The organism is Mycolicibacterium hippocampi, from assembly GCF_010723735.1.
In the GTDB taxonomy this organism is placed as follows: Bacteria; Actinomycetota; Actinomycetes; order Mycobacteriales; family Mycobacteriaceae; genus Mycobacterium; species Mycobacterium hippocampi.
This window is the reverse complement of the sequence record NZ_BLLB01000002.1, coordinates 2417479-2442459: the sequence shown is the minus strand read 5'-3', so window position 1 is coordinate 2442459 and position 24981 is coordinate 2417479. Positions and strand designations below refer to the sequence as shown.

The 24981-nt window shown below is 65.9% G+C and carries 18 protein-coding genes; 8 read left to right on the top strand and 10 right to left on the bottom strand.

Features of this window, described 5'->3' with window-relative positions:
- Positions 1-64: 64 nt before the first annotated feature.
- Together G6N53_RS12875 and G6N53_RS12870 are read left to right on the top strand one after the other, a co-directional pair.
- On the top strand, positions 65-1048 hold the full coding sequence (locus tag G6N53_RS12875) for an NADPH:quinone oxidoreductase family protein (RefSeq protein WP_163888828.1): 984 nt from the start codon (positions 65-67) through the stop codon (positions 1046-1048).
- A gap of 54 nt (positions 1049-1102) precedes the next feature.
- A complete protein-coding gene (locus G6N53_RS12870; protein WP_237166513.1) occupies positions 1103-3877 on the top strand; it encodes a helix-turn-helix transcriptional regulator in 2775 nt (924 codons plus the stop codon).
- Here G6N53_RS12870 and G6N53_RS12865 read toward each other — a convergent pair.
- Together G6N53_RS12865 and G6N53_RS12860 are read right to left on the bottom strand one after the other, a co-directional pair.
- Positions 3874-4656 (bottom strand): glucose 1-dehydrogenase, encoded by a 783-nt coding sequence (locus G6N53_RS12865; protein WP_163888824.1) that lies wholly within the window; start codon positions 4654-4656, stop codon positions 3874-3876. The genes G6N53_RS12870 and G6N53_RS12865 overlap by 4 nt on opposite strands.
- Before the next feature lie 14 nt (positions 4657-4670).
- Positions 4671-6638, bottom strand: a complete 1968-nt coding sequence (locus G6N53_RS12860; protein ID WP_163888822.1) for a flavin-containing monooxygenase — start codon at positions 6636-6638, stop codon at positions 4671-4673.
- 67 nt (positions 6639-6705) lie between these two features.
- Between G6N53_RS12860 and G6N53_RS12855 the strand changes: the two genes are divergently transcribed.
- Positions 6706-7503 (top strand): SDR family NAD(P)-dependent oxidoreductase, encoded by a 798-nt coding sequence (locus G6N53_RS12855; RefSeq protein ID WP_163888819.1) that lies wholly within the window; start codon positions 6706-6708, stop codon positions 7501-7503.
- A gap of 9 nt (positions 7504-7512) precedes the next feature.
- Here the strand turns inward: G6N53_RS12855 and G6N53_RS12850 are convergent, their stop codons facing one another.
- The 7 genes from G6N53_RS12850 to G6N53_RS12820 all read right to left on the bottom strand — a co-directional run bounded on the left by G6N53_RS12850 (position 7513) and on the right by G6N53_RS12820 (position 15590).
- Complete coding sequence (locus tag G6N53_RS12850; protein WP_163888817.1) at positions 7513-7866, bottom strand: Fe-S protein; 354 nt, start codon at positions 7864-7866, stop codon at positions 7513-7515.
- 27 nt (positions 7867-7893) lie between these two features.
- Complete coding sequence (locus G6N53_RS12845; RefSeq protein WP_163888815.1) at positions 7894-9243, bottom strand: NAD-dependent succinate-semialdehyde dehydrogenase; 1350 nt, start codon at positions 9241-9243, stop codon at positions 7894-7896.
- A gap of 340 nt (positions 9244-9583) precedes the next feature.
- On the bottom strand, positions 9584-11068 hold the full coding sequence (locus tag G6N53_RS12840; RefSeq protein WP_163888813.1) for an APC family permease: 1485 nt from the start codon (positions 11066-11068) through the stop codon (positions 9584-9586).
- Positions 11069-11088: 20 nt separating this feature from the next.
- Positions 11089-12825 carry a phytoene desaturase family protein gene (locus G6N53_RS12835; protein ID WP_163888811.1) on the bottom strand — a complete coding sequence of 579 codons (1737 nt, stop codon included), beginning with the start codon at positions 12823-12825 and terminating at the stop codon, positions 11089-11091.
- On the bottom strand, positions 12822-13166 hold the full coding sequence (locus tag G6N53_RS12830) for a RedY/HapK family protein (protein WP_163888808.1): 345 nt from the start codon (positions 13164-13166) through the stop codon (positions 12822-12824). The genes G6N53_RS12835 and G6N53_RS12830 overlap by 4 nt, the downstream gene beginning before the upstream one ends.
- 39 nt (positions 13167-13205) lie before the next feature.
- Positions 13206-14639 carry a gamma-aminobutyraldehyde dehydrogenase gene (locus tag G6N53_RS12825; protein ID WP_205390372.1) on the bottom strand — a complete coding sequence of 478 codons (1434 nt, stop codon included), beginning with the start codon at positions 14637-14639 and terminating at the stop codon, positions 13206-13208.
- Positions 14640-14918: 279 nt separating this feature from the next.
- Entirely contained in the window at positions 14919-15590 is a 672-nt protein-coding gene (locus tag G6N53_RS12820) for a GntR family transcriptional regulator (protein ID WP_163888806.1), read from the bottom strand.
- Between the two features lie 281 nt (positions 15591-15871).
- Here G6N53_RS12820 and G6N53_RS12815 point away from each other — a divergent pair, with 281 nt between their 5' ends.
- The 5 genes from G6N53_RS12815 to G6N53_RS29895 all read left to right on the top strand — a co-directional run bounded on the left by G6N53_RS12815 (position 15872) and on the right by G6N53_RS29895 (position 23306).
- On the top strand, positions 15872-16966 hold the full coding sequence (locus G6N53_RS12815; RefSeq protein WP_163888804.1) for a phosphotransferase: 1095 nt from the start codon (positions 15872-15874) through the stop codon (positions 16964-16966).
- A gap of 32 nt (positions 16967-16998) precedes the next feature.
- Complete coding sequence (locus tag G6N53_RS12810; RefSeq protein ID WP_163895839.1) at positions 16999-18318, top strand: aspartate aminotransferase family protein; 1320 nt, start codon at positions 16999-17001, stop codon at positions 18316-18318.
- A gap of 46 nt (positions 18319-18364) precedes the next feature.
- Positions 18365-21280 carry an FAD-binding and (Fe-S)-binding domain-containing protein gene (locus G6N53_RS12805; protein WP_163888802.1) on the top strand — a complete coding sequence of 972 codons (2916 nt, stop codon included), beginning with the start codon at positions 18365-18367 and terminating at the stop codon, positions 21278-21280.
- An 8-nt stretch (positions 21281-21288) separates the two neighbouring features.
- Positions 21289-22773 carry an NAD-dependent succinate-semialdehyde dehydrogenase gene (locus G6N53_RS12800; protein WP_205390550.1) on the top strand — a complete coding sequence of 495 codons (1485 nt, stop codon included), beginning with the start codon at positions 21289-21291 and terminating at the stop codon, positions 22771-22773.
- Between the two features lie 389 nt (positions 22774-23162).
- The gene (locus G6N53_RS29895; RefSeq protein WP_205390371.1) at positions 23163-23306 is read left to right on the top strand and encodes a hypothetical protein; all 144 of its coding nucleotides are present in this window, start codon (positions 23163-23165) and stop codon (positions 23304-23306) included.
- Positions 23307-23382: 76 nt separating this feature from the next.
- Here G6N53_RS29895 and G6N53_RS12795 read toward each other — a convergent pair whose 3' ends face one another.
- Complete coding sequence (locus G6N53_RS12795; RefSeq protein WP_163888800.1) at positions 23383-24924, bottom strand: alkaline phosphatase D family protein; 1542 nt, start codon at positions 24922-24924, stop codon at positions 23383-23385.
- Between the last annotated feature and the right edge of the window lie 57 nt (positions 24925-24981).

Sequence of the window (24981 nt, the reverse complement as noted above, 5' to 3'; positions counted from 1 at the left end):
CGACTTTGCCGGCGAGCTGACTGTACCGGCCGAGGCGGCCGCGACGGTGCAGTTAAATGGTCAGATGCGCGCCATACAGATAGCCGAGCTCGAGGGACCGCAGGCCGCCAAGGTGGTCGAGATCGACGAACCCGCCGAAAACGCCGCCGGGGACGACACGGTCATCGTCGACGTACACGCCGCGGGGGTGGCGTTTCCGGACGCACTGCAGTCCCGCGGGCTCTATCAATACAAGCCGGCGATGCCCTACACCCCGGGTGCGGAGATCGCCGGGGTCGTCCGAAGCGCGCCCGACGGTGCCCACGTCGCGCCGGGAGACCGGGTGGCCGGGCTGACGATGCTGTGCGGGGCGATGGCCGAAGTCGTTGCGCTGCAATCGGAACGGCTGTTCAAGCTACCGGACTCGGTGTCGTTCGAGGCAGGGGCTGGGCTGCTGTTCAACGACCTGACGGTGCACTTCGCGCTGCGTACCCGCGGCAGACTGCGGGACGGGGAGACCGTGCTCGTGCACGGCGCCGCGGGCGGTATCGGCACCTCCACGCTGCGGCTGGCGCGCCCGTTCGGCGCGTCCCGGGTGATCGCCGTGGTCAGCAGCGAGGACAAGGTCGGTGTCGCCCGGGCGGCAGGCGCCGACGACGTGGTGCTGGCCGACGGTTTCAAGGACGCCGTCAAGGAACTCACCGGCGGGCGCGGGGTGGACATCGTCGTCGACCCGGTGGGCGGCGACCGGTTCACCGATTCGCTGCGTTCGCTGGCTCCCGGCGGGCGGCTGCTCGTCGTCGGGTTCACCGGCGGGGAGATCCCCACGATCAAGGTGAACCGGCTGCTGCTCAACAACGTCGACGCCGTCGGTGTCGGGTGGGGCGCCTGGACACTGAGCCATCCCGGCTACCTGCAGCAGCAGTGGGCGGAGCTGGAGCCGCTGCTGGCCTCGGGTGCGGTGCCCGCGCCCGAGCCGGTGGTGTATCCGCTCGAGCGGGCCGCCGAGGCGATCGCCTCGCTGGAGGATCGGACCGCCAAAGGCAAGGTCGTGGTGGTGCTGCGGTGACGCGGACCCGCAGAACCGACCGAAGTCGTGCGCCTGCCTTTGCCCACTGCGATGATGGACCCTGTGTCCTCCGCTAGCGGGTCACCTGCCGAGGATCGGCAGGTAGCTGGATTCCTGACTGCCGCAGCGTCACGGCCCACCGGGCTGGTCATCGAGGGGCAAGCCGGCATCGGCAAGACCACGCTGTGGATGTCGCTGCTGCAGCAGGCCCGCGACCGCGGCTTCCGGGTGCTGACGGCGCGTGTCGGCCAGGCGGAGTCGGTGATGGCGTTCGCGGCGCTGGCGGACCTGCTCGGCGACCTCGAACCGGCGTGCTTCGCGCGGCTGCCGTCGCTGCAGCTGCTGGCGTTGGACCGGGTGCTGCTGCGCGCGGGAGCAGACGGACCCCCCACCGATCAGCGTGTCGTGGCCGCAGGATTCCTGAACGTGCTGCACGCGTTGGCAGACGACGCGCCGGTGATCGTCGCGATCGACGACGCCCAGTGGCTGGACAGCTCCAGCCGCGCGGCGGTCGAGTTCGCCGTACGCCGGCTCAAGGGCGCGTTCGGGGTGCTGGTCACCGAACGATGCGAACCCGGCGACGGTACGGCCGTGAGCTGGATGCACCTGGACCGTCCGGACGGAGTCCACCGCGCCACGGTGCGCCCGCTGAACACCCGGCAACTGCACCGCGTGCTCTCCGAACGACTGGGACGGACGTTCTCCCGTCCGACCGTGCTCCGAATCGCCGAGATCTCCGGCGGCAACCCGTTTTTTGCGATCGAACTGGCCCGCGCGATCGGCGACGGCCCGGCCGGCACCGAACAACCGCTGCCCGCCACGCTCGCCGATGTGGTCCGCAGACGGATCGGCCTGCTCGACGACGACGTCCGCTCGTTGCTGCTCAGCGTGGCCTGCGTCGCCGAACCCACCGTCGAGCTGCTGGCCGGCGCCAACGACATCACCACCGCGGAGCTGGTCCGGCGGGTCGAGCACGTCGAAGCCGACGGCATCCTCACCCTGGAAGGAAACCGGGTCCGCTTCACCCACCCCCTGCTGGCCAGCGGCGTCTACGCCGACGCCGGGCCGACGGTGCGCCGCGCCATGCACCGCAGGCTGAGCGCGCTGGAAATCCAGCCCGAACTCAAGGCGCGGCACCTGGCGCTCGGCGCGGCGAATGCGGACGACGAGATCTTCACCGCGCTCGACCAGGCTGCCGACGCCGCGCGGGCCCGGGGCGCTCCGGCCGCCGCCGCCGAACTGGTCGACCTGGCGATCGGCCTGGGTGGCGACAACCCGCTGCGGCGCATCAAGGCCGCGGAGAACCACTTCCTGGCCGGCGACACCACCCAGGCGGGCACACTGGTCAGCACCGCCGCAGAGACGATGGAGCCGGGAATCCTGCGGGCCATGGCGTTCAGCCAGCTCGCCATGGTGCGGATGTACCAGAACGAGCACGACGAAGCTGTCGAGCTGCTCCGCCAGGCACTCGACGACGCTGCGGGCAACATCTTCGTGACCGTGACGGTGCTGCTTCGATTGTCGTTCGCGCTCAACAGCACCGGCGAGCTCGACGATGCCCGCAGGCACGTCCGCGACGCCGTCAAGCTCGCCGAGGAGCTGGGCGTGCCCGGTCTGACCAGTGCCGCGCTGTCCTGGTCGGTCCATGTGGACTTCCAGTGCGGACGCGGCCTGGACCATGCCGCGTTGGATCGGGCCCGTGAGCTCTATGACAGCTCCCTCGACGTCCCGATCATCTTCCGGGCGCCGTTCGTGCACGCGCTCGCGTTGTCCTGGACCGGTCGGCTCGAGCAGGCGCACCGGGAGCTGATGGCGGCCCGGGAGATCTGCGTCGAGCGGGGCGCCGAAAGCGACATGATGGCCATCGCCGGATTCCTGGCGATCAACCACGTGTGGCGCGGACAGCTCGCAGAGGCCGCCGCGGAGGCCGCCGAGGCCGTCGAACGGGCCGAGCAACTCGGCGGCGACGACGTGCTGATCATCCCGATGACGGTGCGAGCGGCCGTCGCGGCGTACGCCGGCCGGGTGGACGACGCGCGCGCCGACGCTCGATGGGTCCTGGTCGCGATGAAGAACCGCAGTTCGTCGCACGTCGCGGACTGGCCGGGGATGACGCTGTGCTTCCTGGAGGAGTCGCTGGGCAATCACCGCGAGGCACTCGAGGCGCTGGACAAGACGTTTCTGACCAGCGGCCGCCCGCCTGCCACCGAGCTGATGTACGCCTGGCACCTTCCCGACGTGATCGAGGCCATGGTCGGGGTGGGCCGGCTCGACGACGCCGAGTTCCTCACCGCCGCACTCGAGCACAACGGCGCCGAGCACGGACGGACTTGGATGAAGGCGGTCGGGGCCCGCTGCCGGGCGATGCTGCTGGCCGCGCGCGGAGACGTCACCGCGGCCGAGAAGACCGCGCATCAGGCGTTGGCCGAACACGATGCGCTGCCGATGCCGTTCGAACGGGCCAGAACCCAGCTGATCCTCGGCCAGCTGCAGCGTCGGCTGCGCCAAAAGCACACGGCAGCAGCCAATCTCACCGAGGCGCTGCAGCAGTTCGAGCAGCTGGGCACCCCGTTGTGGGCACGCCGGGCCCAGGCCGAGCTCGCCCGCGCCGTGGTGACGCCCAACGACGACCTCAGCCGGCTGACCCCGTCGGAGCAGCAGGTCGCCGAGATGGCGGCCTCCGGCGCCACCAACAAGGACATCGCCGCGTCGATGTTCATCAGCACCAAGACCGTCGAGCACAACCTGACGAAGATCTACCGCAAGCTCGGCATCGGATCCCGAGCGGAGTTGGGCCGGCGGATGGACCGGGCCCGCAGCGAGCCCTAGGCGATCCAGTCGGGTTGCTGGTCGACGTCGACAGCGGAGAAATCCTTGTGGGCCAGTCCGGCCAGCACCCCGCCGTCGACGACGAACTCGGCTCCGGTCGAGAAACTCGACTCGTCGCTGGCCAGATAGACCACCAGGTTGCTGACCTCCCTGGGCTGGGCGATGCGCCCCAGCGCACCGGCGAAGATGTCCTCGGGCACCCAGTCGGCCATCGGCGTCTTGACCAGGCCCGGGTGCACGGAGTTCACCCGAATTCCGAACTGCCCCAACTCCAGTGCGGTGGACTTGGTCAGCCCGCGGACCGCGAACTTCGTCGCGGTGTAGCCGTGGCAGGCGATGGTGCCGGCCATCCCCTCGATCGAGGAGATGTTGATGATCGATCCGTGCCCGGCGTTTTTCATCGTCGGCGTCACGGCGCGGATGCCCAAGAAGACACCGGTGAGATTGATGTCGAGGATGCGGTGCCACTCCGAGAGTTCGAAGTCCTCGACGGTGCCGATGCTCAGGATGCCGGCGTTGTTCACCAACACGTCCAGCCCGCCGAACTCGGCGACGGTATGGGCCACCGCGGCTTCCCAGTCCTCGGTGCGGGTGACGTCGAGGTGGACGTAGCGGGCGCTCTCACCGAGTTCCTTGGCCACCAGCTCACCTTCGCCGTCGAGGATGTCGCCGCACACCACCTTCGCACCGTGGGCGACCATCTCGCGGGCATGCGACGCCCCCATTCCGCGGGCTCCCCCGCTGATGAGGGCAACCTTGCCGGCCAGCCGTCCTGTCATCGATCCTCCTGTTGTCAAGGCATTTTCAGTTCGTAGTCGTCCGGGTCCGGACGGTGTGTCCACTTCCAGTAGTCGACGATGCGCCACGCGAACAGCGTCGGCAGCTCACCTGCGGAGTTCTTGTAGTAGCTGCTGGTGACGGCGGGATGGGAGTAGACCATGGTCTTCAGCCGTTCCTGGCTGCGCCGGTCGTAGTCGGTGCACACCTCGGCCTTGGGCATCGCCGACGCGGCGCCCGAGGTGAGCACCATGTCGATACACCCGAGGATGTAGCGCATCTGGCATTCGGAGTTGTAGATCAGGCTGGCGCCGTTGACGGCGTTGGTGCCCGGCCCGAACATGCAGAAGAAGTTCGGGAAGTCGTTGACCGTCATGCCGAGGTAGGCGTAGGCGGCGTCACCCCACACCTCGTTCAGGCCGACGCCGCCCACCCCACGGATGTTGACGGGGCCGAGTTGGTGGTTGACGTCGAAACCGGTGGCCCACAACAGAACATCGGCGGGCCGGTGCACACCGGCACCGTCGACGACCCCATCCGCGGTGATCTCGGCGACGCCGTCGGTGATCAGTTCGACGTCGTCACGCGTCAGCGTGGTCAGCCAGGTGCCGTCGTCCTGAAGCGTGCGCTTGCCCATCGGCGGGTACTTCGGCGTCACCTTGGCCAGTAGTTGCTCGTCGGTGGTGAACGCCTGCATCCACGCGACGAACACCTCCCGGATCGTCTGGTTGCCCGCGCTGACCGACAGCCCGCCGTTGTCCCAGTCGGGGTCGATGGTGATCTGCTCGTTGAGTGCGTCGGCGATCGGCCACCATGACACGAACCGCAGCCACCGGCCGTAGTACGGCAGATGCCGGATGGCCCAGCGGGCGCCGTCACCGACGGGCGCGTGGTAGTTGACGTTGGGCGCCATCCACTGCGCGGTGCGCTGGTAGACGTCGACGTGTGCGGTGGTCTCGGCGATCGCCGGGACCAACTGGAACCCGCTGGCGCCGGCACCGATGACCGCCACCCGCTTACCGGCGAGGTCGACGGTGTCGTCCCAGTCGGCGGTGTGAAACGACGGGCCGTCGAAGTTCTTGGCGCCCTTGATGTCCGGGATCACCGGGTTGCTGAACTGGCCGACCGCGCAGATCAGCCCGCGGGCGGTGAGCGTCTCGCAGGTGCCGCCGGCGTCCCTGATCTGCACCTGCCATGTCGACGTCGCGTCGTCCCACGCGGCCCCGGTTACCTCCGTCTCGAACCGGACGTGTTCGCCGATCTGGTAGCGATCCATCACGTCGCCCAGGTACTGCAGGATCTCGGGCTGGGTGGCGTAGTGGTGTTGCCAGTGGTCGGTGGGCTCGAACGAGTAGGTGTAGTACTGGCTGGCGATATCAACACGGCATCCCGGATAGCGGTTGGCCAGCCAGGTGCCACCGACCCCGGACTGCTTGTCGATGATCGTGAACGGGATGCCGGCCTGTTTGAGCTTGATCCCCGCCAGCAGCCCGGACTCGCCGCACCCGATGATGACCACCGGGAAGCCGGCACGTTGCTCAGCGGTCGAGGAGAGCACCGGCCCGGCCTGGTCCTTGTCGGTGAACCGGAGGTCGGCAGCGATGTAGTCGACGAACTCGTCGGTGACCTGTCCAGCGGACATCACGTCGAGCATCACCCGCAGCTGGTGCGCGTCGGGGATGAACGGCGGCGGGCACCCCCTGTCGCGGTAGTCGCGGACGACCTCGAACGCCCGGTCGCGCACGGCCTGTTTGTCCGGTTCGCTCATCCCGCCCTGCAGGTCCATCGCGATGAGCATGAACGGACCCGGCAGTTCGTCGAGGAGGGCGAGGTCGCCGGTCATGTGCACCATCGACATCAGCAGCGCGGGCACACTGGCTTCGGCGATCGCGGTGCGGATCACGTCGTCGGAGTCGTCGAACGGCAGACCGGTCAGCCGTGCCAGCTCCGGATCGCGGACCGCGGCACCAGTGACGTGTGGCATGCACCACACCATACATATGGCAGCCAATGGATGATCAACATCCACCGACGTGCGCAATACTGTGCCGATGCACAGGCTTGCGGGTAAGGGCGTCCTGGTCACCGGCGCGGCGTCGGGCATCGGTGAGGCCACCGTCAGGAGGCTGCTCGACGAGGGCGCCTCGGTGATCGGTGTGGATGTCAGTCCCGAAGCGCCGCCCGGACTTTCGACGAGTTTCGGCTATCACCGTGCCGACGTCCTCGACTCCGGGGCAGTGCAGCGCGCGGTCGCCGCGGTGGTCGAGGCAGCGGGCCGCCTCGACGGCGTGGTCCATTCGGCGGGCGTGGGCGGTGGCGGTCCGATCCACTTGCTACCCGAGGAGGAATGGGATCGCGTCGTCGACGTCAACCTCAAGGGCACGTTCGTGGTGATGCGTGCCGCGCTGACCCAGATGCTGACCCAGGACCGGGTGGCCGGTGAACGCGGCGCGATCGTGACGCTGTCCAGCGTCGAGGGCCTCGAGGGGACAGCCGGCGGCAGCGCCTACAACGCATCCAAGGGCGGGGTGGTGCTGCTGACCAAGAACGCCGCAATCGACTACGGGCCCAGCGGAATCCGCGCCAACACGGTGTGCCCGGGGTTCATCGAGACCCCGTTGTTCGAGTCGGTGATGGGGCTTCCCGGCATGGACGGGCCGCGCGAGGGGCTACGCCATGAACACAAGCTGCGCCGGTTCGGCCGTCCCGAGGAGGTCGCTGCCGTGGCGGCGTTCCTGCTTTCGGCCGATGCCAGCTTCGTCAGCGGCCAGGCCATCGCCGTCGACGGCGGCTACACCGCCGGACGCGACCACCATGTCACCGAGTTGATCGGCCTGGGCGAGCAATAGTCGGGTCGGTCACCACAGGACCGCGATCGCCGCCGCCAGGAATGCCAGCACCCCGACGCCGACGAAGAGCGGGCGCGGCACCGGGTCCCCGGTGCGGCGCTGCCGGGCGTTGCCCATGCCCAGCAGGCCGCCGAGGACCACCAGGATCACCAGCTTGACCCCGATCTTGGGGTAGTTCAGGTCGATCCCCGCCGGCCACGGTGCCGACAGCGCGAGGCCGGTCAACAGCGAGAGCAGCAGTCCGTAGTCCATCACCCGGGTGGTGCGGAAGCGGCGCGCCGCCGCTTCCGCCACCCATGCCCCGAACGTCACCGCGAAGCCGACGAGGTGAAGCAGTACAACTACGTCACGTAGTACTTCCATGCGGTGAGGTTACAACGCACTCCCCGGTCAGCTGATCCGGATGAGCTTTTTGTTGACGAACTCGTCGATGCCGAAGCGTCCGAGCTCCCGGCCGAAGCCCGACCGCTTCACGCCGCCGAACGGGAGCTCGGCGCCTTCGGCGCCGACGGCGTTGACGAAGACCATCCCGGCCTCGATCCTGTCGGCGACCCGGCGCGCCTGCTCGTCATCGGTGGTGAACACGTAGGACCCCAACCCGAACGGGGTGTCGTTGGCGATCTCGACCGCCTGCTCCTCCGAGGTCGCCTTGAACACGGTGGCGACGGGGCCGAACAGCTCCTCCTTGTAGCTCGGCGAATCCGGCGAGACGCCGGTCAGCACGCCGGGCGGGTAGAAGGCGCCGTTGCGCTCCCCCTGCGACACCAGCGTCGCACCGTCGTCGACGGCGCGTTTGACCTGCTCATCCAGGCGCTCCGCGGCGGCCACCGACGACAGCGGGGCCAGCCCGTCCGCCTTTGCGAGAACCTTGTTGGTGAACTTGTCCAGGAACTCGTCGTAGACGTCCTCGGCGACGATGATCCGCTTGGCGGCGTTGCAGGCCTGCCCGGTGTTCTCGAAGCGTCCGTCGATCGCCGCCTCCACCGCCGAGTCCAGGTCGTTGGTGCTGAGCAGCACGAACGGGTCCGAACCGCCGAGTTCCAGCACCACCTTCTTCAGGTTGCGACCCGCGATCTCCGCGACGGCGGCGCCGGCACGCTCCGAACCCGTCAGCGAAACCCCTTGCACGCGTGGGTCGGCGATGACGTCGGCGATCTGCTCGTTGGTGGCGTAGATGTTGACGTAGGCGCCCTCCGGGTAGCCGGCGTCGAGGAAGATCTGCTGCAATGCCGCGGCCGACTCCGGGCACTGCGGGGCGTGTTTGAGCACAATGGTGTTCCCCAGCACCAGGTTCGGGCCGGCGAACCGGGCCACCTGGTAGTACGGATAGTTCCACGGCATGATCCCGAGCAGCACGCCGACGGAGCTGCGGCGGATCAGTGCGGAGCCTTCACCCTCCAGTAGCTCGATTGGCTCGTCTGCCAGGAACTTCTCGGCATTGTCGGCGTAGTACTCGTAGATCGCGGCGCTGAAGTCGACCTCGCCTTCGGACTGGTCCAGCGGCTTGCCCATCTCACGTTGGATGATCTTGGCGAGTTCGCTCTTGCGCTGGGTGTGCAACTCGGCGACCTTGCGGAGCAGCGCGGCGCGCTCGGCCACGGTCGACCCACGGGACCATTCCCGGTGGGCTTTCGCCGCGGCGGCAACGGCCTGCTCGACCTGCTCATCGGTCGCAGTCGGGTACTCCCGGATCAGCTCGCCGGTCGACGGATCGACCACCGCGTACGCGGATGTGCTCATCGTGTTCCACTCCTTGGTGTCGTGGTCCTCCCGGACCAGGTCTGTTCGGTCTGGCGCTCAGCGTCAACACTACGGTCCCGGATCACTACGGTCCCGGATTCGAAGGGCCACGCTGTTGGCCGAACCCGCTCGAGGCAATCACTGGTCCGTACATCTGTGGCGGGGACCTTGTCGGACCTGAGCCGACCGGGTCGACGTCCTTGAGCCCGCGGCATGACAGCGACTTCGGTCGGCACGCGCTGCCGGGCCACCTGCAGCCAACGGGGTACGACAATCCACCGATCCAAAAGGTCAACCCGGCGAGTGCCGTAGCACCCGCCGGGCTCACCATTCGAGTCGTCTAAACGCGATCGCCCAGTGTCGAGTTCAGCTGCTCGTACCGTTGCGGCGACCGAGCTTTGATGATGTATGCGCCGATGATTCCGACGGCCAGCGAGGCGAACAGCATCGCGGTGAACGAGATCTGTAGCCAGCCGCCGCCACCGAGCAGCACATCCATTCCCGTTACTGCGTACCAGAGGAATGGCAGTAGACCGGCGATACCGAGCAGGGGTGCGATGAAGGTGTTCCAGGGCCGCTTGTCCACATCGGAGCGGCGGAAGAACACGAAGATCGCGATGCTGGCGAGGGTCTGCAGCAGGATGATGGCTGCCGCGCCGACACCGGTCCACCAGGTGAACAGGGTGGCGTAGGGGTCGAGGCCGAAGGCGGCGAAGATCGCCACCACGACGGCGACCATTCCGATCTGGACGTAGCACGCGATCGCCGGTGACCGGCGGGTGGGGTGGGTGGTGCCCAGACGGGACCAGAGGACGCCCTGGCGGCCCAGTGAGAAGAGATACCGGGCGACGTTGTTGTGGAAGGTGAGAATGGCCGCAAACAGGGCTGTGATGATCAGTAGCTGAAACGCCTCGGTGCCGACGCTGCCGAGCACACTGTTGCTGACAGCGAAAACCAGATTGCCCCCCTCGGTCTCGGCGAGGCCGACAGCATTGTCCACGCCGACAGCGTTGACAATGAGGAACGCGGTGACGGAGTAGAAAGCCCCCATGAAGATCACCGAGCCGTATGTGGCCCTGGGCACGGTGCGTTTGGGGTCCTTCGCTTCCTCGCCGTAGATGGCGGTGCCCTCGAATCCGATGAACGAGGCGTGAGCGAACATCAGCGCGACACCCAGCGCGCCTGCGAAGACGGCCGAAGGGAGGAACGGCTGCAACGAGTAGTCGCTGATCGGAGTCGGTGAATTGAACAGGATTCCGACGTTGAGCAGCGCGATGATGCCGGTCTCCAACGTCAGCAGTACGGCCAGTACGCGGGTACCGACGTGAATTTGCCGGATCCCCAGGAACAGCGATGCGCCCATGACCAGGAATGAGAACACCCACCACGGGATGACAACTTCGGTGTGCCTGGTGACGAATTCGGATGCGTAGTAGCCGAATCCGCCGATGACGCCGAGCTGGATGGCGTTGTAGCCGAAGATCGCCAGGGAAGCTGAGCCCAGGCCCACCGGCCTACCGAGACCTCGGGTGATGAAGGCGTAGAAGGCCCCGGCATTGGTGATGTGTTTACTCATCGCGACGTAGCCCACTGCGAAGACGGTGAGAACCATTGCTACCAGCACGAAGGCACCGGCGATGCCGACACCGTTTCCCGATCCGATGATCACCGGGAACAATGCCACCACAACCGTCAGGGGAGACGCCGCGGCGACGACGAAGAAAACAATGCCGAGAACACCAACCTGGTTGCGCGCCAGGCCTGGTGCGCCATCGGGCGATTCTTTGGCGGTTGCCTGTGGTTGAGGGCTGTCCTGATCGAGCATGGCGGGTCCTTTGTCTTGGGTTAGCGGGTGGTTTTACTACGGGCGACGAACTTGACGACCATGCGCAGTGCGGGGCTGGTCGCAACGGTGTATCCGAGCTTCTTGCCGGTCTTGGTACTCATCACTGCCTCCATCGCCCGGTCCACGACGCCGGCTTTGGCTGCGGGTCCGACGCGCGCAGCGGTAGGTGCCGGCGTGCCGTTGAGGTCGGCGATGACGACCTGGGCGGCGTTGTGGCCGTTGGCTCCCATCACCCCGCCGCCGGGGTGCGTACCTGAGCCGCAGAGGTAGTAGTTGCCAACGGTAGTGCGATAGTCGGCGAGCTCCGGGGTGGGTCGGTTGTTGAACAGCTGGTCGAAGAACATGGCGCCGTGGAAGATGTTGCCGCCGGTCAGGCCGTAGTCACGCTCGAGGTCCTTGGGGGTGATGATGACCCGCTCGAGGATGTGCCCGCGCAGGTTGGGGGCGTAGCGGAACAGCACCTCAAGCACCTTGTCGGCCCACTCGTCGCGGATGGTGTCCCAGTCAGTACTCGCCAGGTTGAACGGAAGCTGTTGTACGCCAAGGGTCATGGTGTGCTTGCCTTTGGGCGCCAAGGTGTCGTCGTGGGTCGATTGGATGACGGCTTCGATGACGAAGTCGTCGGGGATCTCGCCGCGGCGTTCGGCCTCCCATGCGCGCTCGAAATTTTCGATGGAGGCGCCCATGATCGCCTGTGCTTGGTGCTGTGGGCCCTGCACTCCGGCAGGGAATCCGATGTAGTCGGGTAGCTCGTCGATCAGCAGGTGAATGCGGGCCATCGAGCCGCGGGCGTCGTAGTCTTCCAGCTTCGCCGTCAGTTTGGCGTCGACGGTGCCGGCGGGCAGTAGCTGCAGCATGGAGCGCTGCGGGTCGGCATTGGAGATGACCGTGCGCGCCGAAATGATTTCGCCGTTGGCTAGTTTGACGCCGGAGGCTCGACCCCTGTCGACAACAACCCTCTCGACCGGCGAGTTCAACCGGATCTCAGTGCCGTAGGCCTCGGCACTGCGGGCCATCGCCTGGGTGATGCCACCCATGCCGCCCTTCACGAAGCCCCACTGGCCGAGAGTGCCCTTGAACTCGCCCACGGAGTGGTGCCCGTACACGTACCCGGTACCCGGCGTCGACGGACCGCCCCAGACAGAGATCATCCCAAAGAAGGTGAAAAGGCCCTTGATGTGCTCGTTTTCGAAGTATCGGTCGAGCAGATCCTTGGTGGACAGCAGAACCATCTCGTTGAACAAGTCTTCGGCGCCGGCAGCCTCGAACGCGGCCAACACCTGCGAGCGGCTCGGCGCGGGCGACATCAGGAACGGCGTCAGGATGGAGGCGAACTTCTTCACCCGCAGACCGAAGTCCAGGAACGCACCGGCGTCGCTCTTGGAGAACTTCTCGATCTCCTTGAGCGTCTTGTCCATATCCCGCCACAGAAACAGATGGCTACCGTCGGGAAAGATGCTGACCTCGTTTGCCTCGGTCTGGTACATCTCCAGGCCGTACCGTTCGAGCTCCAGGTCGGCGATGATCTCGGGTCGCAGCAGGCTGGCGATGAAGGCACACGACGACCACGTGGCGCCCGGGATCAGCTCCTCGCTGGTACACGCGCCGCCCACGACGTCTCGGGCTTCGACGACGAGAACCTTCTTGCCGGCGCGGGCCAGGTATCCGGCGGCGATCAGGCCGTTGTGCCCGGCTCCGATGACGATCGCGTCATAGGTGTTGGCGGGGTGGGTCATTGGAGTTCTCCAGGGATGGCGTGAGTGAAGTAGGTACGAACGGTGGCTGGGTCGACGAGTTCGTCGAAGCCCTTTGTGACTGGCTTCATCGTGGGGTGGGTGTCGCGAAGTGTCTCCCACGCCGCCCAATCACTGACCTCCATGACTTCCAAGATGTCCGCAGGGGCGCCATCGGGCGCCTCGTTGACTCGAAACGCTTCGAATCGCCGGACGATGTCGCGGTGGGCCAGGCACGTCGGCCGGTCGACCTCGGTGGAGAAGCGCTCGAAGTCGGCCGGGTCCACGCCGGGCAGCATCGAGAAAAGGTTGACCGCTACGACGGAGCGGCTGGGGGCAGTCATCCGGGAACTCCAAAAATGTTGTGAGGGAATGGCTGATAACTAAGATTCGAGGTTGATCATGATGTGCTTGATCTCGGTGTATTCCTCGATGGAGTAGATCGACATGTCGTTGCCGTGGCCGGATTGTTTGAAGCCGCCATGTGGCATTTCCGACACGATCGGCAGGTGATCATTGATCCAGACCGTACCGAATTGGAGCTTGCGGGCAGCGCGCATCGCGCGGCCGACGTCGCGGGTGAATACCGAGGCCGCCAAGCCGTATTCGACGTCGTTGGCCCATGCGAAGGCTTGGGCCTCGTCGCTGAACCGGGTAGTGGTGACGACGGGACCGAATACTTCCTTCTGCACGATTTCGGAGTCTTGTGCGGCGTCGATGACCAGCGAGGGCTTGTACCAGAAGCCGGGTCCGTTGCCGAGTCCGCCGACGGCGAGCGCGGCCGGTCCGGTGGCGACCGCTCGGTCGACGAAGCCTGCGACGCGGTCGCGTTGGCGTTCGGAGATCACTGGGCCCATTTCGGTGGACTCGAGTTGGGGGTCGCCCATGGCGACCTTCGAGACGGCGCGGGTGAGTTCGGTGACGAAGTCGTCGTAGATTCCGTCGGCGATGTACACGCGGGATGCGGCCATGCAGTCTTGCCCGGAGTTCCCGTAGCCACCTTCACAGATCTTGGTGATTGCCAACTCGGCGTCACAGTCGTCGAACACCAACACTGGCGCCTTTCCGCCCAATTCGAGATGCAGACGCTTGAGATTGTCGGCGCCGGCGCGGGCGACGACCTTGCCGGTTGCGGTGTCACCGGTCAGCGAGCTCATCCGTACCCGCGGGTGCGAGGTCAAAGCAGCCCCGACGGTCTCGCCCTGGCCGGTGACCACATTGAAGACGCCGGGCGGGAAGAGATCCGCCGCGAGTTCGGCCAACCGCAGCGTGGACAGCGGGGTCTGCTCGCTGGGTTTGAGCACCAACGTGTTTCCGGTCATCAACGCTGGGCAGATCTTCCAGATCGCCATGACGAGGGGGAAATTCCACGGTGCGACGCTGCCCACCACACCGAGCGGGTCTCGACGGATGATGCTGGTGTGGCTGGCGGAGTATTCGCCGGCGGCGCGGCCCTCGAGCACACGGCCGGCGCCGGCGAAGAAGCGCATGTTGTCCACGCCGAAGGGAACTTCGTCACGTGCCACCGCGATGGGCTTGCCGACGTTCTGGGATTCCAGCTTCGCGAACTCTTCGGCGTGTGCCTCGAGCCGATCGGCCAGCTTCAGCAGCAGCTCGGCGCGCTTCCCGGGCGGGGTGGCTGCCCAGTCGTCGAAAGCCTTCTCCGCCGCGGCAACTGCGCGATCGACGTCGGCGGCGTCGCCGAGCGGTACGGTCGCGATCTGCTCGTTGGTGGCCGGGTTGATGACCGGTTCGGTTGCGCCGCTGGCCGCGGAGACTTGATTGCCAGCGACGTACATGAGTTGGCCGTCTGCCATGTGCGATTTCTCCAGACTGGCGCTGACGACCGAATCGGCCGTTCATGTCCTAGTGTTGAACAGTTGCGTAATCGACTTAAGCACAGGCGGACTGTGTGTGCAAGACAACGGCCCGAAGCATTGTCAGATGCGTCCCCGGCCAGGGTGGACCACCGACTGCGCTCGGTTTCGTCGCGCGGACTACCGCGCATCCCGCGTTGGCCTGCTCGGCGCCTGCGAGATACGTTCTGCGAGCTGCGAAGTCGGGTGGGCTCGAGTGAGAGTCCGAGTCAGGCGTGTTCAGTCAGCGGTGCGAATCGCAAGGATCTTGCGGACCTTGTCGCGGTTCTCCGTGATGATCTCGGCGATGGTGGTGCGCGCCAAGTCCGGGTCACGGGAAGCGAAGGCAGTCACGATCCGCTGGTGTTCCTCTTCCAGAGTCGAGTCGCTCTCGTACTCGTGGTGATCCAAGGACAGGATGAGAAGAAAGTACCGGAGGTCGCCGAGCAGCTCGTCATAGAACTTGTTCAGCCGTGGACTATTCATCAACCCCACGATCGCGCGGTGGATATCCAGGTCCTTCTCCACGATCGTGCGCGGATCCTCGGTCGACATCGCCATCTTCAGAGCTTCCATGGCGGCCGTCAGCTTCGTCAGATCGGTGTCGTATCCCACTGACGCCGCGGCAGCCGTCTCCAGATGAAGTCTCGCGCGATAGATATCCAGGACCTCCTCGTCGGAGGGGTCCCAAACCGCGAGGCCGCGATTGAACACGTACCTCACCAGCCCCGTCCCCTGCAGCAACCGCACGGCTTCACGAACCGTGTTGCGCGAAATCCCCAGCTGATCGGCGATGACACTCTCCCGGATGCGCTCCCCGGGCTTGAGCTCGCCTTCCAGGATCATATCCATCAACCCGTCGGCGATCTGTTGCGCACTGCTGCGCCCGACGATCCGGATGCGATCTGCCACAGACATAGCCTCAGCGTACAACTGTTAAACAACATGCATGCCCATGACGGGACAACGGAACGAGCTCCTTGGCTATTCTGCCCTAATGTTCTACAGTTGGCGCCGACCGGGTCGCGGCCCCGGATGACCGATCGAGTGCTAGCTCGGGAGCGCGCATCGCCAGCGGTGGCGCGTCTCCCCGATCACAAAGGAATCAGATCTCGGATGCCGAACTCCGTCGATAGCTGGGTAACAGCGAGGCGCCGCTCCAAGCGGTCCGAACCAGTGCAGGCGTCGGCGCTGTGATCACCGGTTCGGACGCGCTCGCGCAGATCGCCAAGGAGAGTGCGCTGGAGTCGAGTGCCGAGAAGTTCCCCGAACAGCAGGTCGAGGCCGAGCTTCGCCGCCAGTACGACCTGGCGGGTGAGCTGACCCGCATTCCCACGGAAAAGGACGACACGTTCCGTCTCGCCACCGCAAGCGGGCAATACCTCGTCAAGATCGCTCCAGCCACGGAGAGTGCCCAGCTTGTCAACCTTCAGTGTGCGGTCATGCTGCATCTCGAGAGCTCCGCACACACCATCCCGTCCCAGCGGTTGGTTCGCGGTGCGAGCGGCCAGGTCGAGTCCGCTGTCGTCGACCCTCGCGGCAATGTCCGCATCATGCGGGTGATGACCTTCCTCGAGGGGGCTCTTCTTGCCAACACGACGCCGACGTCTTCCCAATTCACCTGTGTCGGTGCGATGTTGGCCCGGCTGGACTCCGCACTGACCGACTTTCGGCACGTGGACGAGTCGCGGCTGCTCATCTGGGATCTCAAGAGCTTCTTGCACCTGCGGCCCCTGCTGGAGTTGGTTCCCGACCGCGACGACGTGACCATGGCTACGTGGGTTTTCGACCAGTTCGAGGCTGTTGTCGCGCCCCGATTCAGCACGCTCGAAACTCAGATGATTCACGGTGATTTCAGTCCCTTCAACGTTGTTGTCGATCCAATGTCCAAGGAGTTCGTGACGGGGATCATCGACTTCGGTGACGTGGTACGCAGCCCCTTGATATTCGAGCTCGCTGTCGCGGTGGCCAACCAGATCGGCGTCGACGAGCGCCGGCCGTGGGACCGCGCGCTGCACATCGTGCGCGGGTACCGCTCTGTGCGTCCATTGGCCGACCGCGACATCATGCTGCTGGCGATCGCCGCCCCTGCACGGCTTCTACTGCGTGCCTTGGTTTTCGGATGGCGCGCAAACATCCATCCTGACAGTCGGCACTATGGACTGTCGCATTCGGCGCTCGATTGGAGCAGGCTGCGCTGCGCGCTATCGGTGGCTACACCCACCGTCGAAGCGCTGCTGGCGAAGACCGGCGCAACAACGTCTCCGACAGAAAGGGATTGGCAATGATCAAGCCTCTCAGCCCCAAGGCGTCCGAACCCATGGTGAACGGCTTCGACCCGTCACACATCGACGAGCTGTCCCCACGGACGCGTCAACAGGTCGTCGACCGAGAACGGCTTCTGGGACCCGGGTACCGACTGTTCTACAACGATCCGGTCGAAATCGTTCGCGGCGCCGGCACATTGCTCTACGACGCCGACGGCAATGACTACCTTGACGTGTACAACAACGTCACGAGCGTCGGCCACTGTCATCCCTACGTCGTCGAGGCCATTCACCGACAGCTCTCCACGCTGAACACCAACACACGATATATCCAGCAGTCGATTCTCAGCTATAGCGAACAATTCCTGGGCACCATGCCCGCCGACCTCGGGCACGTCATGTTCACCTGCACGGGTTCCGAAGCCAACGATCTGGCCATGCGAGTGGCCCGGTACTACACCGGAAACCAGGGCATCATCGTCACCTCCGGGGCGTACCACGGCCTCACGGCCGACGTGTCGGCCTTCTCGCCGTCGCTGGGCATCGGGGTCCCGTTGGGGCCGCACGTGCGCACGATCAGCGCCCCCGACCGCCTGCGGCACGGTGGGGACGAGGACCTGATCGACAGCCTGCGCCGTCAGATCCGGGAAGCCATCTCCGACCTGGAGCGCCACGGTTTCGGGGTCGCGGCGTTCATCGCCGACATGATCTTCTCCTCCGATGGCATTTACGCTGACCCTGCGGGATTCCTTCAGCCGGTCATCGAAGAGGTCCACAACGCTGGCGGACTGTTCATCGCAGACGAGGTGCAGCCGGGTTTCGGGCGCACCGGCCAGCACTGGTGGGGATTTCAGCGCCACGGCTTGGTCCCCGACATCGTGACGACCGGCAAGCCGATGGGCAACGGTATTCCCATTGCCGCGGCCGCCTTCCGCCCGGAACTGCTCGTGGAGTTCGGCCGTAACATCCGATACTTCAACACCTTCGGCGGGAACTCGGTGTCCATCGCGGCCGCACAGGCGGTGCTGGATGTGATCAACGACGAAGATCTCATCGGCAACGCCGACAACGTCGGCAATTACCTCAAGTCCGAAATCTCCACACTTGCCGACAACTATGAACAGATCGCCGAGGTGCGCGGTGCGGGGTTGTTCGTCGGTGTGGACATCGTGACCGACCGGGACTCCAACACCCCAGACGGGGAGGCGACCCTACGCGTGGTCAACCACATGCGCCGGCGCCGCGTTCTGATCTCCGCATCGGGACCACGGGGAAGCGTCCTCAAGGTCCGCCCGCCGCTGCCATTCTCGATCGGCGATGCGGACCGGATGCTGGAAAATCTGGCCGTCGTTCTCGCCGAGGAACTTCATTGAACGGTGGCCGCCGGGCCCGTTCCCGCCGGCCCGGTCGGGGTAACCTATGACTGTGGTAGGGCACGGCGTCGACATCGGCGGACTACTCGATACCGCTGGGGTCGAGATCGACACCACCAGCAGGCGCCTCGCCGAGTACAGCTACGACGCATCGAATTACCGCGTAGCGCCGCTGGCCGTCGCGTTCCCTCGTGACCCCGGCGACGTCAGCCGCCTCGTGGCGACGTGCCATCGGGCCGGTGTCCCCATCGTCGCGCGAGGTGGCGGAACGTCGATGGCCGGCAATGCGATTGGCCGTGGAGTCGTGCTCGACCTGTCGCGACACATGAATCGTGTCGTGTCCATCGACGCCGCAAGCCGAACCGCCGTCGTCGAGCCGGGAGTCATTCTGGCCGATCTCGCGCAGGCCGTCGAACAAAGCACGGGCAACCTGCTCACCTTTGCGCCGGATCCCTCCAGCAGGAACCGCGCCACCGTCGGAGGATCGATCGGCAACGACGCCTGCGGCAATCACTCGGTGCGCTACGGCCGCACTGGCGACCATGTGGTGTCCCTCGACCTGGTTCTCGATGACGGCACCCGACTTACCGCCACCCGCACCGCGCTGCAGGCCACCGATCCCACGGACGTGGCTGCTGTGGGTCGGGCCAGTGAGCTCTCTGCTGGCCTCAAGGCGCTGGCCACTGACTACATGACGCAATTCCGCCTCGAACTGGGCCGCATCCCCCGGCAGGTGTCAGGCTTTCACTTGGCAAATCTCCTCCCGGAGAACGGCTTCAACGTTGCGCGCGCACTCGTCGGTAGCGAAGGATCATGCGCGATCGTGGTGGGAGCCACCATGAAACTGGTGGAGGTGCCGTCGTCGGCGCTGCTGTTGATCGTGGCCTATGACGACATCGTGGACGCCGCGCGGGACGTGATGACGATTCTGCAATACTCGCCGGCAGCGATCGAAGGCATCGACGAGCAGATCGTGGCGACCATGAAGGCTCGGCGGGGCCCGGACTCGGTGTCTGAGTTGCCCGTCGGGCGTGCGTGGCTCTACGTCGACCTCGATGGAGAGGACGAAGTCGCCGTTTCGGCGCAGGCCAGAAAGCTCCAGAGCGACCTTCGGGCCCACGGGCGAGCGTTGGACTGCCACGAAGTCCGCGACCCCGCTGAGCGCAAGAAGCTGTGGCGCGTCCGCGAGGATGGGGCAGGCCTGTCGTCGCGGCTGGAGTTACCCGACGGATCAACGGTCACCTCGTGGCCAGGCTGGGAAGACTCAGCGGTCGCTCCCCAGGATCTCGCCGATTACCTTGCTGACTTTCGGCTCCTGCTCGATCAGTATCGCCTCATCGGGGTGATGTACGGCCATTTCGGTGCGGGCTGCATGCATATCCGCATCACGTTCGACCAACAAACATCTCAGGGTCGGGAAGTGATGTCGACCTTCCTCACCGCGGCCGCCCGCCTGGTCGTCAAACACGGCGGAACGCTGTCGGGGGAACACGGCGACGGCAGGGCTCGCTCGCAACTCCTACCCGAAATGTATTCCCCGGCAGTGATGGAAGCCTTCGCCAAGTTCAAGGGTCTCTTCGACCCCACCAACGTGCTGAACCCCGGCATGATCGTCGATCCGGCGCCGGTGACCGAGGCACTGGCATTGGCGGACATTCCCGCCCTGCCCTGGCAGACGACGTTCGTTCTGCACGACGTGAACGGTTCCGGTAGCGGGACTTTCGCCGACGCCGTCCAGCGCTGCATCGGCGTCGGCCGGTGCCGCTCCCATGGCAGCGGTGTGATGTGCCCGAGTTATCGGGCGACCGGTGATGAGAAGGACTCCACGCGCGGGCGCGCCCGGGTGTTGCAGGACATGGTTCGCGGCGCCCGCACCGTCGAGCAGGGGTGGGCGTCTGAGGACGTGCGGGAGGCACTGGACTTGTGCCTGTCGTGCAAGGCGTGTACGTCGGACTGCCCGACCGGCGTGGACATGGCGACCTACAAGGCCGAGTTCTTCGACCACTACTACCGCGGTCGGGTTCGCCCGATCGCGCACTACTCACTGGGATGGTTGCCTCGCTGGCTCGCCGTGACCTCGCGGGTGGCGCCACTGGTCAACGGTGTGATGTCCAGTCCGCTGCGTTCGATCGGACTGCGCATCGGCGGCTTGACCACCGAACGGCCACTTCCGCGCTTCGCTTCCAAGCGCCAGCTCCGAAACGAACTCCAGTCCCATGGCACGGAACAGGGCGATGGCGATGTGGTGCTCGTCGTGGACTCCTTCACCCAGGGATTTCGGCCTGAGGTCGCCGGGGCCGCGCGACGGGTCGTCGAAGACGCCGGACATCGTGCAGAGGTCCGCACCGATGTCTGTTGTGGATTGACCTGGATTTCCACCGGCCAGCTACGACAGGCGCGAAAACGGTTGTTCCGCAGCGCCACCGCTCTCGATGATGGGACAGAGCGTCCCATCGTCGTCACCGAGCCGAGCTGCGCGGCGACTCTGCGCAGGGACCTGCCCGAACTCGTTGACACGCCTGCCGCGCACCGGGTGGCGCGACGCGTCCGCAGCTTCGCCGAACAAGTCAGTGCACAAAGTGACCGCGGCTGGACACCGAGCGCGGCGCCACCGTCCTCGGTGACCGTGCAGACCCACTGTCATGAGTACGCAGTCTTCGGTGCCACCACCCAACGCCGGGCGCTCGAAGCAGTCGGAATCGAAAAAGTCCGCGAGGCAACCGGGTGCTGCGGCGTGGCCGGCAACTTCGGGTTCGAGCGCCAACACTATGACGTCAGCATGGCCGTCGCCGAGCAGGCACTCGCCCCGGCCTTGAGGGCCGATCCGGACGCCGTCGTGCTCACCGACGGGTTCAGCTGCCACATGCAGGCCCGAAAACTCACCGGCAACGCTGCGCCCAGTGCTTCCTCACACCTTGCGCAGATCCTCGACCCACGCGCCCCACAGGAGCTACACCGATGACCGCACCGATGACCAGTTCCGGCTCGACCACCTCCCACTCTCGCATCGCCACGATTCCCACCGGACTACTGATCGGTGGGCGCTGGCGTGAAGCCGTTGACGGCAAGGTCTTCGACGTAGAGAACCCCGCGACGGGCGAAGTGCTTGCTGCTGTCGCCGACGCCGGTCCTGCAGACGGGGACGATGCGCTCGCGGCTGCGGTGAAGGCACAGGCCTCTTGGGCGCGCACCGCACCGCGGTATCGCAGTGAAATATTGCGTCGTGCCTACGATTTGGTGATGGCCCGGCAGGATTGGCTGGCGGAAGTGATGACCTCGGAGATGGGCAAGCCGCTGGCCGAGGCCAAGGGAGAAGTGGCCTATGCGGCCGAGTTCCTGCGGTGGTTCTCCGAGGAAGCAGTCCGCATCTCGGGTGACCACACCACCACCGGGGACGGCGCGAACCGCATCGTCGTGACCCGCGAACCCGTCGGGCCCTGCGTCCTCATCACCCCGTGGAATTTTCCGCTCGCCATGGGGACCCGCAAGATCGCGCCCGCCGTTGCCGCCGGATGCACCATGGTGCTCAAGCCGGCACCCCAAACTCCGCTGAGCTCGTTGGCCCTGGCAGCGCTTCTGCAGGAAAGTGGTTTGCCCGACGGAGTTCTCAACGTCGTGAACACCACTGATGCGGCAACTGTGGTGGAGCGCTGGATGACCAGCGGCAAGGCCCGGAAGGTGAGTTTCACCGGCTCCACCACAGTGGGCAAGCTCCTGCTGCGACAAGCGGCTGAGACCGTGATGCGTGCGTCGATGGAACTAGGCGGCAACGCCCCATTCATTGTCTGCGCCGATGCCGACATCGATACCGCCGTAGACGGTGCCATGGCAGCGAAGATGCGCAACATGGGTGAGGCATGCACCGCGGCCAACCGCATGTACGTCCACCGCGACATCGCTGGCGCGTTCTCCAAACGGCTCGCGGCGCGGATGGCGGCATTGACGGTGGGCAACGGACTCGACGACGACACCGAGGTCGGGCCACTGATCGACTCGGCCGGGCGCGCGAAAGTGCAGCGGCTCGTCGACGACGCGCTGCAGCGCGGCGCCACCGCACTGACGGGCGGCCGGCTGCCGGAGGGGCCGGGCTACTTCTATCCGCCTACCGTCCTGGCAGATGTGTCCGCCGATTCCGACTTGATGACCACCGAAATTTTCGGACCGGTGGCTCCGATCGTTCCCTTCGATGATGAAGATGAGGTGATCAACCGTGCCAACAACACCGACTGGGGGTTGGTGGGATACCTGTTCACCCAGGACATCGATCGCGCCCTGGACCTGAGTGACCGTCTCGAAGTCGGCATGGTCGGTGTGAACACCGGGGTGGTGTCCAACCCTGCCGCGCCTTTCGGTGGGGTGAAGCAGTCCGGACTGGGACGCGAAGGGGGCAAGGTCGGCATCGACGAGTTCCTGGAGTACAAGTACCTTTCGATTCCGCGACGCAAGGGACGCTGACCTGTCGGACAATCGCCAGCGACAACGATCACGCCAATGGGTGCCCAGGGCGAGCCGACTGCCGTTCAGTGCGCGGTGGCGGACTAGACAGCGACACCCGGCCGCTGGACGAGCGGTGTGACCGCGGCCACTCAGCAAAGCTAGATCGCTGCTGACGTCCGCCGCAGTGGTGCCCGGCCGAATCGGGGGCATTCCGCTAGTCGGTGACCAGTACACCGCCCTCCACCTGCACCAACCTGCGGATGTATCCAAACTCACACCGGCAAAGTTGATTTACCCAGAATTTACAGAGACCATCGTGACGTTCTACTTGCCGAGTGATCCTCGCCCAAGTGGAGCGAGCAGCAAACAGAACCCCGCAATCCGGGGCCAAAGGAGAGTTGAGAGAAATGTCCATCGCGCACTTCCGCGCAGACGTCCGGCGCGCCATGAAACGGCGCCGCCTCTACGCGCGGATCAACGCCATGCCGGATTCCACGGTTCGTGACGAGCTTCTGGCCATCGCCCAGCGGCACGAGGGCATGCATCGCTGAGGCGACGCTCCTTGTTCAGAGCCGGCAGCCCCGACGGGGTGCCGGCTCTGTTGTTTCTGTAGGTGGCGGGCGGCGCTCACACCCGTTGCATCACCGGTGCACGGTCGGCAACCACAAACGTCGCGTCCGTCTGCACGGCGGCGCCCGGCCGGGAGACGTACGGCAGGACCCGGAAGTCGGCACGCACCTCGTCGGCGGTCACCCGCATCCGCACATATCCCCTGCGGTTGTTGAAGTATCGGATGTGCGGGTTGTCCGCCAGCACCGACACGATCTCGTCACGGGTATCGGAGCCGTCACCGCCTGAGCTGATCGAGCTGGTCACCAGTTCTGTCGCCACCACGGGCGTGCGGGTGTCGCCAGGACGTTCGTGGACGTCTGCGGCCCAATGGGAATGCACGTCGCCGGTCAGCACCATCGCGTTGCGCACCGGCGAGTCGCGGATGCCGGCCACGATCCGGTCCCGGTTGACCACGTATCCGTCCCAGCCGTCCGGATTGAACGAACGCTGATCGCCGGCGGTGAGGTCCAGTTGGGAGAAGAACACCTGCTGGCCCAGGACGTCCCAGCGCACACGGGATCTCGCTAACCCGTCCAGCAGCCACCGCTCCTGCTCCGAACCGGTCAAAGTCGCAGTGGGAGAATACCGTTCGACACACTCGGAGGCGTACGCGTCACCACACGGTTGATCGGTTCGGTGTTGGCGGGTGTCGAGCATGTGGAACGTCGCCAGCGCGCCCCAGTGCACCCTGCGGTGCAGATCGATGTCGGCACCGCGGGGCCGCGCCGACGCGCGCAACGGCATGTTCTCGTAGTACGCCTGCAGTGCGGCGGTACGCCGGCGCAGGAACGCCGGGTCCGGTGTAGCCGGCACCGTCCCGGCCCAGTTGTCAGCCACCTCGTGGTCGTCGAACACCGCCAGCCACGGTGCGGCGGCGTGGGCGGCCTGCAGGTCGGGATCGGTCTTGTACTGCGCGTACCGCTGCCGGTACTGGGCCAATGTCACCGTCTCGGAACCGATGTGGTCACGCACCCGGACTGCGCTGCGCCCGGCACCGTACTCGTAGTGGTAGTCGCCGAGGTGCAGTACCAGATCCGGGTGCTCCTCGGCCAGCCTGCGGTAGGCGGTGAACCAGCCCTGCTCGTAGTTCGAACAGGAGGCGACGCAGACCGTCAGCGGGTCGAGCGAAGACGCCGCGGGTGTCGTCCGGGTACGTCCCGACGGCGACACATATCCGTTCGAGCGGAACCGGTAGAAGTACTCGGCGCCGGGCCGCAACCCGACCAATTCGACGTGCACGCTGTGTGCGGCCTCGGGCACTGCGGTGACGGTCCCCCGCTGCACGGTTCGCGTGAACGTGTTGTCCTCGGCCACTTCCCAATCCACGTCCACAGGCCGTGCCGGCATACCCCCGAGGCCGTCGTCGGCCAACGGCTGCGGCGCCAGCCGGGTCCAGATCACCGCACCGTCGGTGGCAGGTTCCCCGGAGGCGACGCCGAGGGTGAACGGATCGGCCGCGGGGCTCAGTCGCTGTGGCGTGGTGAATCCGACGACGGGCAGCGCCGCGAGTAGCGCGGCACCTTTGAGCACGGTCCGGCGGGACGGATGAGGGGACACGGCGAAGTGTCAGTCCCGCAGCTGTCGCGGTGGTGACGCGCAGCGGTACGGTGTCCG